The sequence below is a fragment of the Brevibacterium casei CIP 102111 genome, from assembly GCF_900169275.1.
GTDB classification, from domain to species: domain Bacteria; phylum Actinomycetota; class Actinomycetes; order Actinomycetales; family Brevibacteriaceae; genus Brevibacterium; species Brevibacterium casei.
Window position 1 is genome coordinate 179,625 of record NZ_FXZC01000001.1, and the last position, 15,224, is coordinate 194,848.

At 69.6% G+C, this 15,224-nt stretch carries 14 protein-coding genes; 6 read left to right on the top strand and 8 right to left on the bottom strand.

What is annotated here, in order from left to right; all coding sequences use genetic code 11:
• Positions 1–38: 38 nt before the first annotated feature.
• Positions 39–701: a DUF1990 domain-containing protein gene (locus BC102111_RS00805; protein WP_009376637.1), complete on the top strand. Its 663-nt coding sequence runs from the start codon at positions 39–41 to the stop codon at positions 699–701.
• Here BC102111_RS00805 and BC102111_RS00810 read toward each other — a convergent pair.
• From BC102111_RS00810 to BC102111_RS00825, 4 genes are all read right to left on the bottom strand, one after another.
• Positions 688–1,584 (bottom strand): M15 family metallopeptidase, encoded by an 897-nt coding sequence (locus tag BC102111_RS00810; RefSeq protein ID WP_231882199.1) that lies wholly within the window; start codon positions 1,582–1,584, stop codon positions 688–690. The two genes, BC102111_RS00805 and BC102111_RS00810, sit on opposite strands and share 14 nt — an antisense overlap.
• A 239-nt stretch (positions 1,585–1,823) precedes the next feature.
• Positions 1,824–3,101, bottom strand: a complete 1,278-nt coding sequence (locus BC102111_RS00815) for a sensor histidine kinase (RefSeq protein WP_009376635.1) — start codon at positions 3,099–3,101, stop codon at positions 1,824–1,826.
• Between the two features lie 3 nt (positions 3,102–3,104).
• A complete protein-coding gene (locus tag BC102111_RS00820; RefSeq protein ID WP_009376634.1) occupies positions 3,105–4,046 on the bottom strand; it encodes a response regulator transcription factor in 942 nt (313 codons plus the stop codon).
• Positions 4,046–4,693 (bottom strand): hypothetical protein, encoded by a 648-nt coding sequence (locus BC102111_RS00825; RefSeq protein WP_223290002.1) that lies wholly within the window; start codon positions 4,691–4,693, stop codon positions 4,046–4,048. Before BC102111_RS00825 ends, BC102111_RS00820 begins: the two co-directional genes overlap by 1 nt.
• Before the next feature lie 148 nt (positions 4,694–4,841).
• Here BC102111_RS00825 and BC102111_RS00830 point away from each other — a divergent pair, with 148 nt between their 5' ends.
• Positions 4,842–5,105, top strand: a complete 264-nt coding sequence (locus BC102111_RS00830) for a hypothetical protein (RefSeq protein WP_009376632.1) — start codon at positions 4,842–4,844, stop codon at positions 5,103–5,105.
• Between the two features lie 50 nt (positions 5,106–5,155).
• Here the strand turns inward: BC102111_RS00830 and BC102111_RS00835 are convergent, their stop codons facing one another.
• Complete coding sequence (locus tag BC102111_RS00835; RefSeq protein WP_009376631.1) at positions 5,156–6,208, bottom strand: hypothetical protein; 1,053 nt, start codon at positions 6,206–6,208, stop codon at positions 5,156–5,158.
• Positions 6,209–6,377: 169 nt separating this feature from the next.
• Between BC102111_RS00835 and BC102111_RS00840 the strand changes: the two genes are divergently transcribed.
• On the top strand, positions 6,378–7,028 hold the full coding sequence (locus BC102111_RS00840) for a MerR family transcriptional regulator (protein ID WP_009376630.1): 651 nt from the start codon (positions 6,378–6,380) through the stop codon (positions 7,026–7,028).
• Positions 7,029–7,265: 237 nt separating this feature from the next.
• Here BC102111_RS00840 and BC102111_RS00845 read toward each other — a convergent pair whose 3' ends face one another.
• The 3 genes from BC102111_RS00845 to BC102111_RS00855 all read right to left on the bottom strand — a co-directional run bounded on the left by BC102111_RS00845 (position 7,266) and on the right by BC102111_RS00855 (position 10,235).
• The gene (locus BC102111_RS00845) at positions 7,266–9,608 is read right to left on the bottom strand and encodes a heavy metal translocating P-type ATPase (RefSeq protein ID WP_009376629.1); all 2,343 of its coding nucleotides are present in this window, start codon (positions 9,606–9,608) and stop codon (positions 7,266–7,268) included.
• Positions 9,608–9,820, bottom strand: a complete 213-nt coding sequence (locus BC102111_RS00850; protein ID WP_009376628.1) for a heavy-metal-associated domain-containing protein — start codon at positions 9,818–9,820, stop codon at positions 9,608–9,610. The genes BC102111_RS00845 and BC102111_RS00850 overlap by 1 nt, the downstream gene beginning before the upstream one ends.
• A gap of 124 nt (positions 9,821–9,944) precedes the next feature.
• Positions 9,945–10,235 (bottom strand): metal-sensitive transcriptional regulator, encoded by a 291-nt coding sequence (locus BC102111_RS00855; RefSeq protein ID WP_009376627.1) that lies wholly within the window; start codon positions 10,233–10,235, stop codon positions 9,945–9,947.
• 105 nt (positions 10,236–10,340) lie between these two features.
• On the opposite strand from BC102111_RS00855, the gene BC102111_RS17925 reads away from it, so the two are divergent.
• The 3 genes from BC102111_RS17925 to BC102111_RS00875 all read left to right on the top strand — a co-directional run bounded on the left by BC102111_RS17925 (position 10,341) and on the right by BC102111_RS00875 (position 15,191).
• The gene (locus BC102111_RS17925; RefSeq protein WP_009376626.1) at positions 10,341–12,200 is read left to right on the top strand and encodes an MOSC domain-containing protein; all 1,860 of its coding nucleotides are present in this window, start codon (positions 10,341–10,343) and stop codon (positions 12,198–12,200) included.
• A 146-nt stretch (positions 12,201–12,346) separates the two neighbouring features.
• Positions 12,347–14,374, top strand: a complete 2,028-nt coding sequence (locus tag BC102111_RS17930) for a sensor histidine kinase (RefSeq protein ID WP_009376625.1) — start codon at positions 12,347–12,349, stop codon at positions 14,372–14,374.
• Positions 14,375–14,459: 85 nt separating this feature from the next.
• Positions 14,460–15,191, top strand: coding sequence for a response regulator (locus tag BC102111_RS00875; protein WP_009376624.1), 732 nt, complete (start codon positions 14,460–14,462; stop codon positions 15,189–15,191).
• Positions 15,192–15,224: the final 33 nt, after the last annotated feature.

A 15,224-nucleotide genomic window follows, 5' to 3' on the forward strand; every position in this document is an offset into this window, starting at 1 on the left:
TCTACTGCCGAATCGGAGGCGTTGGCTACGGTGTTCCTATGACCCCGGTTCCTCTGACCTGTCCGCAGAATCCGCTCCTCACCCGTCCCCATTCGCCGAGGTGGCTCGACCGTCCCGACGGCTACCGCTGCTTCGAGGCCGCGTACTTCGTCGGGCGGGGTCGGACGACGTTCGAGGCCTGCGCCGAGGACCTCCTCCAGTGGAAGGTGAAGACCCGCAGCGGCTTCGACATCGAGCCGGCCGGGCGCCGGGTCGAGGCCGGCCAGGAGCCGACGATCCGCGTGCGGCTCGGCCCGTTCCGACTGCCCGAACCCTCCCGGGTGCTCGAGGTCGTCGAGACCGAGGATCTCCGCGGGTTCACCTACGGCACGAAGCCGGGGCATCCGATCACCGGGGAGGAGTCGTTCCTCCTCGTCCACCGTCCCGACGACCGCGTGTTCCTCGTCCTCCGCTCCGTGTCGCGGGCGGGGCTGGGCATCTGGCGCCTCGGCGAGCCGGTCGTCCGCCTCGCGCAGAGGGTCTACCGGCGACGGTACTCGCGCGCCCTGCGGGGTAACGCGAACGGGCTCGCGAGGCGACCACTCCCCCGAGGAGGATCCGAGTCGAAAGTGAGCCGGATTTCGCACCGGATCCGCCTCCTGGGCACCGACGGCAGGGTGCCGCGCGGAGGCTCATCTCAGACCGGGGTCACTTGCCCTTGATCTGGTCCCGGGCGGGGACGTACTCCCAGTGCCAGGGCTCGTACTTCGACGACTTCGCCCAGTCCGGGTTCTCCCAGCCGAACTTCCCGGCGTTCTTCACCAGCCAGTCCCATGGGCCGGTCTTCGATTCGGTGCCGCCGCCGAGGTCGAGGGCGATCCCCCAGCCGTGCATCGACGTGCCGGGACGGGCGGAGAGGCCGGGCTTGCGGCCGGCGACCGAGACCTGGCCTTCGAGGCTGCGGTAGGAGTCCGTGATCGGAATCTCCTTGCCCGTCTCCTTCTTGTACGCGGCATTCATCTCCGCGAACGACACCGCGGCGTCGGCGCGGAGCTTGTGACCGCCCTTGCCGAGGTCGCACAGCCACTCATCGGGCAGCTGACCGTTGCTCGCACCCGAACCGAACTCGGTCTCTGCATCGCAGCCGGGCAGGGCGCTCTTCGCGATCGAGCGGCTGGCGGCCTTGGCCCCCTGCTGCTTCGCACTCGGGGCACCGACTTCGATCGACGAGTTCTCGTCGGCGGCGGGGATGTCGGCGTTGACGGATTCGGCGTTGATCTGACGAGGTTCGGATCCGGCGCTGGTGTCGACTGTGACTTCGCTGCCGTTTCCGGCGGTCGCGAACATCACCGTGGCGACGGCGGCGCCGGCGACCGAGAGGCCGGAGAGGGTGGTGACCGTCGTCGCGCGCTTGCGGCGCACCGAGCGGAGCAGAGCGCCGTCGGATCCGCGACGGCCGGACTGTGCCGTGAACGCCGAGCCGGACTCGCGGGCCTCCTTGGCCATCGCTGCGCGCCGCGGTGATCCGGCGGCTGCGCGGGCCTCTGCCGCCATGGCGGCGCGGCGGGGGGAGAGCGGTGCGGTCGACGCGGATGCGGCGGTCACTGCCGAGGTGGAGATCGGTGCGGTGTCGAGGTCACTGGGGTGGGGTGCGACTGTCGGGGTGTGTGCCTGCTGCCTGCGAAGATCTCGCCGCCGCACCTGTCCCGCGGTCGTTGCCTCACCCGTCATACTGCTCCACGTTGCTCTCACGATTCGACCGCCGGATCTCCCCGACGGCCGCGACACTCAATATCACAAGAGTGTAACGGTCGAGTAACGCTCTGTCACATCGGTGAAGGGACCTACTCCACTCCGAGCTGCTGGCGCAGGGCGATGTCCTGGGCCTCCTCGTCGGGGAAGATCACCTCGGTGCGCGCACCCCCGGCTGGCGCGTTGCTGAAGATCAGACGGATGCCGAGGAGGCGTGCCTGACCTTGGGCGATGACGAGACCGAGCCCCATCCCGCCGCCGCCGGCGGAGACGAAACGGGTCGGGCCGGTCTCGACGATGTCGGCGGGGTATCCGCTGCCGGAGTCGGTGACGACGATCGAGGTGGGGCTCGTCGTCAGGTGGATGGGGTCGGCGCCGTGCTTGATCGCGTTGACGAGGAGATTGGAGATGATGCGCTCGAAGCGGCGGACGTCGGTGACGAGTTTGGCGCCCTGCGCACCGAAGTCGGTGCCGACCTCATGTCCGGCGAGCGCTCCCGACGCGGTCATCGTCCCGAGCAGGGACCGGATCGCCTGGTCGATGTCGACGCGGGTGAACTCCGGGTTCGCCCGGCCGGCGTCGAGGCGGGAGACCTCGAGGAGGTCCTCGACGAGGACCTGCATCCGCTGCACCCGGTCCTTGACGAGTTCGGCGGGACGCGAATCCTCAGTGAGCAGGCTCGCCGCGTTGACGAGGCCGGTGAGCGGGGTGCGCATCTCGTGGGCGAGGTCGGCGGTGAACCGCTGCTCGGAGTCGATGCGCTCGCTCAGCCTCGTCACCGCAGTGTCGACCGCCGAGGCGAATGCCCACACCTCCTGATCCGATTCGTCGACGACGTCGGCGATGCGGATCGACGTGTCCCCGGCGGCGATCTTCCGCGCCGCCTGTGCGCCCAGGGTGAGTCGGCGAGAGATCCGTCCGGCGACGATCGACCCGACGCCGCCGACGACGAGGGCCGATCCGATCATCCCGACGAGCAGGGCCTGGTCGATGCGGCCGATGAGCTCACGGCTGTCGGCGGTCGAGGCGCGCACGGAGATCACCTCGGTGTACGTGCCGACCTCGATCGGTGCGGCCGCCCAGACGATCTCCTCCCCGTCGACCTCGGAGCGGATCGTCACGCTCTGGCCCTTGAGCGCCTGCGCGCGGGCCTCGTCGGGCAGCTGCGGGTCGTCGATGCGCGCATTGAGGGTGAGCACCCCGGTCTCGGAGAAGATGTTGACAGCGTTGGCGAGCTGGTCGGTCACCGTCGAGCGCATCCGGTCGTCCTCGGCCCGGGCTGCGGACTGCCGGAGGATGATGCTGCACGAGAGCACCGCGATGATCACGGACGCGACGATGAGAAGGGAGATCTTCCAGCGCAGGGACATGGCTCAGCCGGCGAAGCGGTACCCGAAGCCGCGAACGGTCTCGATCATGTTCGCCCCGATCTTCTTCCGCAGGCGCTGGATGTGGACGTCGACGACGCGCGAGTCGCCGGCCCATTCGTAGCCCCACACGGTGAACGCGATCTTCTCCCGCGAGTAGACGTGTTCGGGCTGCTCGGTGAGCAGGAGGAGGACGCGCAGCTCGGTCGGGGTGAGGTGGACCTCCTCACCGTCGACCTCGACAGTCAGTCGTCCGGTGTCGAGGACGAGGGACCCCAGCCGCGTGCGGAAGGGTCCGAGCTCATTGGTCGACTGCCCCGCCTCGGCGGCCGAGGGCGGAGACGATGCGGGCCGCGGAGGGACGGTGACATCCGTGCCCGCCGCCGACGTGAACTTCCCGCCGGCACCGAGGTAGGTGTCGTCGTCGGCGAGGGCGCTGCGGGTGCGGTCACGGGAGTCCATGCCGGGGCTGGGACCGAGCACTTCGGGGATCCCGTCGCCGGTGATGACTCCGCCGGGGCCGATGACGGTCTCGTGTTCGTCGACGATGTCGGTGGTCGGCGAGTAGCCGAGGCGGTCGGTGCCGGTGGTGATGAAGCGGCGGACGACGGCGCGGATGCGGGCGTTGAGGACCTGCATGTCGAAGGGCTTGGTGAGGTAGTCGTCGGCGCCGGCCTCGAGGGCCTGGACGATGTCGATGGCCTCCGAGCGGGCGGAGATGATGATGATCGGGATCGACGAGCGCTCCCGGATGGCCCGGCAGATCGAGGCCCCGTTCATCGTCGGGAGCATGAGGTCGAGGAGGAGCACGTCGGCGCCGTGCGCGGCGACGAACTCGTAGCCTTCGCGGCCGTCGGCGAAGGCGGAGACGGTGTAGTCGAACTGCTCGAGTCCGATCTGCGTCGTCTCCCGGATGACCTCGTCATCCTCGACCAGCACGATATGCATTACGACTCTCCATTCAGTCGCGTGAAGCGTTGACCCGGTTCAAACCTACCGTCATGGAGACGGAATACCTGCACCGACCAGCCAGAAGGGCAGCAGTCTTCGTCGCCGTCGGCATACATCGCCTCCTGGACGACGAGGGTCCCGTTCTTCCCGGGGCTGAGCGTGAGCTGGTTGCCGGTGGCGATGAGCTCGAGGCGGGGGGCACCGTCCTTCTCGCTGACGACGACACCGGCGATGTCCTCACTGCGCTGCTGCGGGTTGGCGACGGTGACGACCTGGAACTTCTCCTCGCCACGGGTGAATGGGGCACCGAACTTCAGGCAGTCCTTGCATTCGCCGACGACCTCGGCGGTCTCCGCCGCGCGACCGGTCACGGCGACACCGGAAGCGTCCTCGATCGCTGTGCGGATCGTCTCGAGCGAGAAGGGCTTGTCCGGAGGGCCGGCGTCCTCGTTGGACTGGTTGAGCAGTGTCGGGGAGGCTGTGCTCGCGGGCTCGATCCGCAGTCCCCGGTCCGGGCCGCAACCGGCGACCGTGAGGAGGACGAGGGCGCACACGCACGCAAGCAGCGTCCTCGGACCGACTCTGGTCAGGACGCCTGCTGCCGACGTGGCAGCCCGCGAGCGCACAGGTGTGGGGATGGGCACGATGACATTTTCGCGTGTTCGGGCGTGCGCGTCCACCTGGGGTGATTCGCCGGGGTCAAGGAGTCTTGGCCGATCGGGCGGATGCCGGGAGAGGCGGGGGAGAGGTGCGGATGCGACGACTCCCAGCTCGAGTCGGTACCCTGGGGGTATGGCAGCGTCGAAATCCGCGAAGAAGTCCTCCAGCACCGTGTCCTACAAGGACGCGCTCAAAGTCGGGCTGGTCTGCGGCGTCGCCGTCCTCATCCTCTCGATGATCGTCACCCGCGCGTGGCAGGACTCCGGTGCCTTCGGCTTCTCGTTCATCTACGCTGGTGTCGCGTTCGTCCTCGTCACTGCCCTCGCGTCGGTGCTCAACTGGGTGATGCGCAACGACACTCAGAACGACGACCAGTCCTACCCTGTCCTCAAGTAGGCACCCTGGCCTCAGGTAGGCGGGCGCTGCCTCGAGCAGGGCCCTGCGTATCACGTCGAGGTGCCCTGCCTGGTCCGGGCGAGAACGGCCCATGAGCCGAGGCCCGCGGCCACGACGAGCACGGCGACGACTCCGAGGGTCCGGAGGTCCGTCTCGAGGATCGACTGACCGCTGATCGCCTGGGCCGCGGTGACGGCGACGATGCCGAAGTAGAAGAGTGCGAAGATCCTCACGAGCCCCACCCGGGTGCTCTCGGGGTGCAGCCTGGGCCACTTCCGCCCGAGGAGCACGAGGCCGAGGGCGAAGGCGGGGATGATCTGCAGGGCGTGGAGACCGACGAAGTGGGGGACGCGGATGTCGCCGGCTTGAGTGTTCCAGCCGGTGATCGGCATCGTCGGACCCCCGTCGACGGCGCCGACGCTGTGCGCACCGGCGAGCCCCTGCGCCTCGGCGGCGTCCATGTCGACGATCTCGAACTCGCCGATGGTCATGAGGAAGGCGATGGCCATTCCGATGAGCCCGATGGCCGTCCCCCAGCGGATCCCGGCGGCGATGCCGCGGTCGGGGAGGCGGCGGACGGCGAGCACGATGCCGAGGATGAGGTTCGCGATCCACACTGCGACGATGAAACCGCCCATGCCGTAGTAGACGGCGGCGTCGAAGACGGTGCCGACATTGAAGTGGCTCATCTGACCACGGATGATCTGGAGGACGATGAGGACGAGTTCGACGGTGATGCCGAACGCGATGATCGTGCCGATCACGCGAGCGAAGCGGCTGCGCGAGGGCAGGAAGGTGAGCATCCACGCGATCGTCAGGGTGTAGATGGTGATCGAGACGCCGAACTTCGCCGCTTTGTGCCAGATCGGAACGCCGACAAGCGTGCGGTCATCGACGAAATAGCCGATCGTCGCGACGACCGCGACGACCGCGGAGAACGCCGCCGCGACGAGCAGGGGCCGGTGGAGGCGCAGAAGTGCGGTGACGAGGGTTCCTCGCCGTGGTTCGCCGAGGTGGTCCCCGCGCCGGTGCTCCGGCGACGTCCCGGTCGACGTCCGCTCCGGTGACCTCTTGCCGCCATTGGCAGATAGTCCGCTATCCATACATGGATAGTAGGCTATCTGCGAGGCCTGCGCAAGAGGTCAGTGACCAGGGGCCTGCGACGAGGGCGGCAAAGGCCGCGACGAGGTGAAGGCCGCGACGACGGTGACAGGTGCTGCGCCTTCGACGACGGCTGCGGCACCGGCGACGACGAGGAGGCGATGGACGGCGATGCGGATCTCCGAGCTCAGTGCTCGCAGCGGCGTGCCCATTCCGCGGATCAAGTACTACATCCGCGAAGGGCTCGTGCCGCGCGCGCAGCCGACCGCTGATGACCCGGGCGGCTACGGGGACGACCACCTCCATCGCGTGCGCCTCATCCGAGCCATGGTGACCATAGGCGGGATGTCGATCGCCACGGCGCGCACGGTTCTCACGGAACTCGACTCCCCGACCCCGGAGGTGCCCGTCGTGCTCGGCCAGGCGATGCTCGGGATCAACGCCCGATCCGACGATGCGCCGAGCGAGAACCGCGCGCGGGCCGCGAGGGTCGTCGACGACCTCGTCGCCGCGCGCGGCTGGAACCTCGCCGAGGACGAACCGGCCAGGGACGCCCTCATCACGGCCGTGGAGACCATGCTCGACACCGGTCACGCCGACCTCCTCGGTCATCTCGACGTCTACGCCGAGGCGGCCGACCGGATCGCCGATGCCGATATGGCCAGCGTGGCAACCACCGATTCCGCAGCGGCGATCGTCGAGAAGGCGGTTCTCGGCACCGTGCTCGGCGAGATCTTCATCGGCAGCCTCCGCAGGCTCGCCCACTCCGACCGGGCGCGGCGGAGGTTCTGGCCCGGCGAGGGCGACGACGCTGAGCAGTGAGGGCGGGGGTGCGCGCTCAGACTGAGCACGGGCTCCGCCGGCGGCGCGGTCGCACCGCCGGCAGCGCTCACGAACCGCCTGCGCCCGCGGACACAGACGCGAGCGGCGCCCACGGACCGTGCCGTGAGCGCCGTTCGCGCAGTCGCCGTGGCCGGGGAGCGCCGGTCACAGCGACTGCGGCCGTGCTGCCTGAACCGGAGGCGCCGCCGTGCGGCCTGAACCGCAGCAGCCGCCGGGCTACCTGAACCGCAACAGCCGGAGGCTGTTGAGGACGACGAAGACCGAGGAGAACGCCATCGCAGCACCCGCGATCATCGGGCTGAGCAGCCCTGCCGCGGCCACCGGGATCGCCGCGGTGTTGTAGGCGAAGGCCCAGAACAGGTTGCCCTTGATGAGCCCGAGCGTCTTCCGCGAGAGGCGGATCGCCTGCGGGATCTGCCGCGGGTCCGAGCGCACCATCGTGATGTCCGAGGCCGCCATCGCCGCATCCGTGCCCGAGCCCATCGCGATGCCGAGGTCGGCCCCGGCCAGCGCCGCGGCATCGTTGATGCCGTCGCCGACCATCGCGACCGACCGGCCCTTCTCCTGGAGCTCGTTGACGACGGCGATCTTGCCCTCGGGACGGACGTCGGCGCGGACCTCGGTGATCCCCACGGCCTGCGCGACCGCCTCGGCGGCCGAGGCGTTGTCCCCGGTGAGCAGCACCGTGGAGAGTCCGAGGTCATGGAGTTCGGCGATCGCCGAGGCGGCCCCGTCCCTGATCTCGTCCGCGACGAAGGTGAGCCCGCGGAACTGCCCGTCGACGGCCAGGGCGACGACCGTCGCTCCGGCCGGCACCTCGGCGGGGTCGATGTCGACGGTGATCCCGCGGTCGCGGAGCAGATCGGGTCGACCCGCGAGGACCGCGGAGCCGTCGATGCGAGCTTCGAGCCCACCGCCGGGGATGGCGGCGAAGTCCTCGACCCCTTCCCTCGACCGTTCCACCCCCGCCGAGGCGGTCCCCGCGTCCGTGGTCCGCAGTGCGGTGCGTTCACCCGCGCCGTTGGTATCGGGCGAGCCGCCGGCGGTGCCGCCGGTGACAGAGCCTCCGACCGTGCTCCCCGCATTGCGCGCGGCTTCGGCGTCGACGATCGCCCGGGCCACGGGGTGCTCGCTGCCGTGCTCGAGGCGCGCAAGGAGCGCGAAGTCGTCCGGGCTCAGCTGCGTTCCGGTCAGCGACATCACGCCCGTGGTCAGGGTGCCCGTCTTGTCGAGGACGACCGTGTCGATCGACCTCGTCGACTCGAGCGCCTCGGGCCCCGAAACGAGGATGCCCAGCTGGGAGCCGCGACCTGAGGACACGGCGAGAGCCGTCGGAGTCGCGAGTCCGAGCGCACACGGGCACGCGATGATGAGCACAGTGAGCGCGGCGTGCAGGCCCATCGCCCAGTCACCGGTGACCACACCCCACGTGAGCAGGGTGAGGGCGCTGATGACGAAGACGATCGGAACGAACACCGCGGAGATCCGGTCGGCCAGGCGCTGCACGGCGGGTTTGCCCAGCTGCGCGCGGCTGACGAGATCGGCCATCGCTGCCAAGGTCGTGTCGGCCCCGACGCGTTCGGCGCGGACCTCGAGGACGCCCGCGGTGTTGATCGTCGCCCCGGTGACGGTGTCGCCGACGCCGACCTCGACGGGCGCGGATTCGCCCGTGAGCATCGCCTCGTCGACGGCCGAATGACCGGCGACGATGACTCCGTCGGTGGCGATCTTCTCACCCGGCCGGACGAGGAAGACGTCGCCGACCGCCAGCTCGTCGATCGGCACCTCGACCTCGACCCGCGAGCCGGAGAGCGCACCGGTCCCGACCGGCGACCCGGACACCGAACCGCCGGCCCCAGCCCCAGTCTCCCAGAGCACGGTCGCCGACTTCGCCCCGAGGTCGAGCAGCTCGCGCAGAGCCGCCGTCGCCCGGTTCTTCGCCCGGTCCTCGGTGAGCTTGCCGATGAGGAGGAAGACGGTGATCGCCGCAGCCGCCTCGAACCACACGTGGTAGTCGCCGGGGATCTGCCAGCCGTAGCCGTCGACGACGGCGCGGATGAGTGTGGCGTAGGAGTAGCCGCTGGCGACGATGATGCCGACGCTCACCAGCGTGTCCATCGTCGTCGAGCGTCCCCTGGCGGCTTTGAACGCCGCCGAGTGGAAGGGCCAGGCGCCCCACGTGACGACGGGCAGGGCGAGAGCGCCCACGACCCACTGCCAGCCGGGGAAGTGCCAGCTCATCACCATCGAGATGGCGATGATCGGCACGGACAGGACGAGCGAACCGATGAAGCGCGGGCGCAGGTGCCGGGGATCGTAGTCGACGATCTCCGGCCCCGCCGAGGCGGCCTGCCGCACCGTCGCCCCGTACCCGGCCTTCGCGACGGCCGCGGTGATGTCATCATCACTGAGACCTGAGTCGATGACGACATGGGCCGTATTCAGCGGCAGGTTCACCTCGGCGCTCACCCCGTCGAGACGCGAGAGCTTCTTCTCGATCCGAGCCGAGCACGATGCGCAGGTCATTCCCGTGATGTCGAGATCAACCTCGCGCGACATCACTTGACCTCGTAGCCCGCTTCGTCGACGGCGGCGCGCAGGTCCGCATCGTCGAGGTCGTTCGCCGAGGTGATCGTCACCGGGGAGTCCCCGCCGGCGTTGAGATCGACCGCGACGTCGGAGACTCCGGGCAGCGCCCCGATCTCCTCCTTGACGGACGCGACGCAGTGGCCGCACGTCATGCCTGACACGGTGATGGTGGTGGTGGTCATGTCTCCTGCTTTCCTCGCACGTGCTCGCCGACCGGTCGGTCGGCGAGGTCGCGATGACTCGTCAGAGATGCGCGATCGTCGGGGGCATCGGTCCGGGAAGGGGGCCGGCGCCCTGGAGATCAGGTCAGCTCTTGATGAGCCTGGCGATGGCGGCTGAAGCCTCCTCGATCTTCTTGCGCGCTTCGTCCTCGCCGGCGGCGGAGGCGTCGACGACGCAGTGAGCGATGTGCTCCTCGAGGAGATTGATGGAGACCGCATGCAGCGCAGCCGTGGCGGCCGAGACCTGGGTGAGGATGTCGATGCAGTACTTGTCGTCATCGATCATCTTCGCGATCCCGCGGACCTGTCCTTCGATCCGCTTCATCCGGCGAGCCAGAGCGTCTTTCTGCGGGGTGTATCCATGTTGCTCAGTCATGACAGGACTATATACCCCCATAGGGTATCTGGCAACCCCGGTGGCCCGTGTGCCGTTGGTCTCATTCTCGCATCCCCGCGGCGGCGGTGCTCGTAGAATCGGGGCATGCGTGCATCCAGACTGTTCCGCTTCCCCGTCAAGGGGTTCCCTGCAGAGGAGATCGCCGAGGCGGTCGTCGACTCAGGTCGCGGCATCCGCGGTGACCGCGTCGCCGCCTTCACGAACGGAAGCCTCAACGTCCCCGCCGACCAGTGGCAGCGCTATTCCGCTTTCACCGTCCTCAAGAACTACCCTGACCTGCAGAAATGGCAAGTGAGCACGGCTCCCGATTCTGCGATCACGCTGACCGCGCCGGCGGGAGGGTCGACGACCTTCTGCGCGGACGATGACGAGTCACGGGCCGCCTCGGCGGAGTTCCTCTCCTCGCATATACCCCCGCAGGGTTCTCATCCGCGCGGGATCGTCGTCGCCGGGCAGGGGATGTTCGACTCCCGCGAATCGGGGATCTCCCTCATCAACCCCGCCACCGTTGAGGCCCTCGGCGCCACCGAGGAAGGACGGGCCGCGCTCGGCACTGGCGACCTCGACCCGCTGCGGTTCCGCGGCAACATCTTCGTCGAGGGGCTTGATCCCTTCGCCGAGTTCGGGCTCATCGGTCGGATCGTGCGCATCGGCGGCGTCCGGCTGGCGATCAGCCAGGCGATCGAGCGCTGCCCGGCGACGACCGTCAACCCCGTGACCACCGAGGTCGACGTCAACGTCCCCCGCATCCTCGCCTCGGCGTGCGGGCACCTCCACTGCGGGGTCTACGGACGGATCCTCGAGTCAGGGACGATCACTGCCGGCGATGAGATCGTCGTCGAAGGCGAGGCCCCGCGCGATCTCGTCCCCACCGCGCGGACCCCGCGCTTCCTCACGGTCGTCAGTTCCCGGCAGATCTGCAACGACACGGTGGAGATCTCCCTGCGCGACGAACTCGGGTGGATCCGCGACTTCGACGAACCGGGGACGAACCTGCGCGTCCACCTCGAGCTCGGGGCGCCGTTCTGGCGGACGTACACGATCACCGACGTGACCGACGACGTCGTCTCCATCGCCGTGCGCACCCAGGGGAAGGGATCGCGTGCGGTCGCGAGCCTGCCGCCCGGCGAGCGCGTGCTCGCGTCAGGACCGCATGGGACGATGACAGCGGATCGGGTCTTCGGCGGCACGACCGCGCTCGTCACCGCGGGCATCGGGATCACCCCGAGCCTCGGGCTGCTCCGCGAGGTCGCCCGTGAACCCATGACCGTCGGCGCTGCGCTCGGTGTCGGCGGCGACTCCGCGGCCGGGGTCGGGCCGGGGTCTGCGGACGGGGCTGCCGCACAGGAGACGCTCGGCAGAGCCGTGCCGGCAGCCGAGCGGCTCAGGCTGCTCCACATCGACCGGGATCAGCGCACGGCGTGCCTGTGGAACCGGCTCGTCGACCGAGCCGAGGGCACGGGCCTGCCCGTCGAGGCCGAGCACCGCGACACCGCCGTCGACGGCAGGCCGGGCCACGACGATCTCGTCGCGACCCTGAGCGGCTGCGACAACGTCATGGTGTGCGGGCCCGCCGACTTCACCCGGGCCGTGCTCGCCGCGGCCGAGGAAGCCGGGGTTCCCGGCGTCCACCAGGAGACCTTCGCCTCCCCGCACACGGGGATGAGCGAGGCGATCGCCGACTGCGAACCCGCCGAGGTCACGCTCGCCGAATCCGGCACGAGCTTCCTCTGGGAGCCCGCGCAGGGCACCCTCCTCGACGCGCTCGAGTCGCGCGGGGTCCACGCGGAGAGCTCGTGCCGCGGCGGATCGTGCGGAACGTGTTCGATCGCGCTCGCCTCCGGCACCGTCCTCTACCCCGTCGAACCGGCAGCGCGCGTTCCTGCCGATCACGTCCTCGCATGCTCGGCGGTGCCCGCCGGACCGATCAGCCTCGCCCTCTGAGGCTTAGCCTCGGGCCGGCCCGCAGTCGCGCCCGCTGAGTCGCGGTCTCGTCCCGCGCCCGCCGCGCCCCTGCCTGATCGGCTGAGGCGGGACGACGACGGCCCGCGCCCGACCGCCTCGGCGGGTCCGGGTGACACAATGGGGCCATGACCGAGGCTGCGACGACCCCCCGCCCGGCGCTCTCCCGCGCGCTCGTCGGGCCCGTCGTCCGGCTGAGCCGCCGGGTCCGCTACGGCGTGGCCGGGCGGATCATGTTCGCGAACTCGGTCATGCTCATCGGCATCATGGTGCTCACGACGAGCCTGCTCTACCTCCAGCTCTCGCAGCTCAACACCAAGCGCGAACAGGACCTGCTGCGGTCCGCCGCGGACACCATCTCGCTGTCCCTCGGCGTCGTCGAGGCCGACGAGACGAACGCGCGCGACGAATTCCTCGCCCCCTCCTCGCACGAGAAGCTGCAGACGATGCTGCGCACTGTCGTCAGCGAATACGACTTCGACATCGCCGCCGTCGTGCCCATCGACTATCTGCGCACTCCGCCCTCGCTCGGGTCCGCGAACCGGCGGGCGGGCCTTGCGGAGAACCTCGTCACCGCCTCCTCCGGCGACATCCCCGTCGACTCGCTCGACCAGCTCGCCGCCTCGGTGAATACGACCCGGGTGCTCAGCGGCCGGTCGGATGTCCGCTTCGTCGACGACGGGGGTGAGGGCGGAGGCACGATGTACGTCGTCACCCCGGTCTTCGCCCAGCAGCTCGGCCTCGACGAGGTCGGCCCGGGCACAGTCGTCGGGGCGGTCGTCGTCGGCAACTCCGCTGACTCCGTGCGTGCGGGCTTCCTCGCGCAGAGCAAATGGCTCATCGGCATCGCCATCGCCACGCTTCTCCTCGGCATCGGCGCCTCATGGGTGACGTCCCGCGGTCTGCGCAGGGTCACCGGGGACTACGGTGCGAACGAGCTGCGGAGCATGATCGAGTTCTACTCCTCCGTGCTCAAAGCCGTCTCCGAAGGACTCATCCTCATCGACCGGTCGATGGGCATCGTCCTCATCAACGCCCAGGCCAGGGAGCTGCTCGGTCTCCCGAGCACGGGGTCGAAGCGGGAGCCGGCGCCGGCGGCGGTCGGTGCCGGAGGCGACGAGCAGATCCGTGGTGGGGACGAGCAGAGCGTCGGCAGTGCCGAGCAGCGCCTCGGCGAGGACGCGCACGTCGGCGCCGGGGACGGAGAGAAGTCCCCGCACCTCGGCGGCGATTCCGCCCCGCCCGATGCGGTGGCGGCGACGACCCCGGAGGGCGGGATCCCGCTCGCCGAGCTCGCCCTGCCCGAAGCCCTCTCCGAACTCCTCTCCTCGGGCCGGTGGGCGCGCGACGAGATCCACTACACCGACGAGCGTGTCCTCGTCGTCAACCAGCAGCCCACCGAGGAGGGTGCGGACACGTGGGTCGTGACGATGCGCGACCACACCGAGCTTGCGGAGCTCACCGGCGAACTCGTCTCCGTCCGCTCGTTCTCCGATTCGCTGCGCGCTCAGACCCATGAGTACGCCAACCGCCTCCACATGGTCATCTCCCTCCTCGAGACCGGTCACGTCGACGAGGCCATCGACTTCGCGGCCAAGGACCTCGACGACCTCAGCTGGGTCACCGGCGATGGTCACATGAGCTTCGACCATCCCGTGCTCTCGGCCCTGCTCCTGTCCAAGGTCGCCCAGGCCGCCGAGGCGGGCATCGAGATGACGGTCGACACCGCGGGACTCACGAGCCGCCTCGGCGGGGACGACCGGGATCTCGCGACGATCCTCGGCAACCTCGTCGACAACGCCTTCGACGCGCTGAGCAGGCAGGACGTCCTCCCGGAGAACAAGCGGGTCCACGTCCACCTCAGCGGCGCGGGGGGAGCGGCAGGATTCACGATCGAGGTCAGCGACGACGGTCCCGGCATCGCCGAGGAGGACCTCGACGCGATCTTCGAACGCGGCTGGTCGACGAAGCACGACGGGGTGACCACCGACAGCGGGCACGGACGCAGGCAGACGGGCACCCGAGGGGTCGGACTCTCGCTCGTCATCCAGGCCATCCGCCGCCTCGGCGGGGCCATCGACGTCCAGGGCCGCGGTGAGGACGGCGACGACTTCACCGGTGCCGTCCTCACCGTGTGGCTGCCCGACCGCGGCTGAGGCAGGACCCGGCGGCTCACGGCATGTGTCGAGCCTGGAACACGTGCCCAGCCCGCAGGCGCGGTGCGGAGATTAGACTGACGGCATGCCCGAGACCACCCAGCCTGATGCGAGCATCGGTGTGCTCGTCGTCGAGGACGAGGCCGTCGCCGCCCGTGCTCACGCAAAGTACATCGAGCGCCTCGAGGGCTACCACGTCGCCGGGGTCGCGAAGAACGCCACCCAGGCGATGGCGGCGCTCACGGGCAAGATCCTCGGCCTCGACCCCGACGGGATCGACCTCGTCCTCCTCGACATGAACCTCCCCGACGGCCACGGACTCCAGGTCTGCCGTGCCATCCGCGGTCAGCGGGTCGATGTCGACATCATCGCCGTGACCGCGGCCCGGGACATGCAGATCGTCCAGGAGGCCCTCTCCTACGGCGTCGCGCAGTACATCATCAAGCCCTTCACGTTCCCCGTCTTCAAGTCGAAGCTCGAAGCGTACTCGTCGTACCGGTTCCGCCTCGGGGCCGACTGCCCGGAGGGCGAGGTGACCCAGAACGAGGTCGACACCGCGATCGCCGCCCTGCGCACGCACACCGTCACCGCGACTCCGAAGGGAGTCCCTGACGGTGTCCAGGACGAGGTGAGAGGGGTGCTCACGCAGACCCCCGGTCAGTCCGCCGCCGAGGTGGCCGAGAGTCTCGGTGTCTCGCGGGTGACCGCCCGCCGCTACCTCGAGGCCATGGCCGACGCCGGCCTCCTCGATCGCCGTCCCCGCTATGGGTCCGCGGGGCGTCCCGTCCTCGAATACACCGTCGTCGACGAGGAGTGAGGGGCCCTGGCTCCCGGGCTCCGGAGATTAGTT

Coding starts and splice junctions, on each gene's coding strand:
- BC102111_RS00805 (WP_009376637.1), top strand. CDS start 39: ATGACCCCGGTTCCTCTGACCTGTCCGCAGAATCCGCTCCTCACCCGT.
- BC102111_RS00815 (WP_009376635.1), bottom strand. CDS start 3,101: ATGTCCCTGCGCTGGAAGATCTCCCTTCTCATCGTCGCGTCCGTGATC.
- BC102111_RS00820 (WP_009376634.1), bottom strand. CDS start 4,046: ATGCATATCGTGCTGGTCGAGGATGACGAGGTCATCCGGGAGACGACG.
- BC102111_RS00830 (WP_009376632.1), top strand. CDS start 4,842: ATGGCAGCGTCGAAATCCGCGAAGAAGTCCTCCAGCACCGTGTCCTAC.
- BC102111_RS00835 (WP_009376631.1), bottom strand. CDS start 6,208: ATGGATAGCGGACTATCTGCCAATGGCGGCAAGAGGTCACCGGAGCGG.
- BC102111_RS00840 (WP_009376630.1), top strand. CDS start 6,378: ATGCGGATCTCCGAGCTCAGTGCTCGCAGCGGCGTGCCCATTCCGCGG.
- BC102111_RS00845 (WP_009376629.1), bottom strand. CDS start 9,608: ATGTCGCGCGAGGTTGATCTCGACATCACGGGAATGACCTGCGCATCG.
- BC102111_RS00850 (WP_009376628.1), bottom strand. CDS start 9,820: ATGACCACCACCACCATCACCGTGTCAGGCATGACGTGCGGCCACTGC.
- BC102111_RS00855 (WP_009376627.1), bottom strand. CDS start 10,235: ATGACTGAGCAACATGGATACACCCCGCAGAAAGACGCTCTGGCTCGC.
- BC102111_RS17925 (WP_009376626.1), top strand. CDS start 10,341: ATGCGTGCATCCAGACTGTTCCGCTTCCCCGTCAAGGGGTTCCCTGCA.
- BC102111_RS17930 (WP_009376625.1), top strand. CDS start 12,347: ATGACCGAGGCTGCGACGACCCCCCGCCCGGCGCTCTCCCGCGCGCTC.
- BC102111_RS00875 (WP_009376624.1), top strand. CDS start 14,460: ATGCCCGAGACCACCCAGCCTGATGCGAGCATCGGTGTGCTCGTCGTC.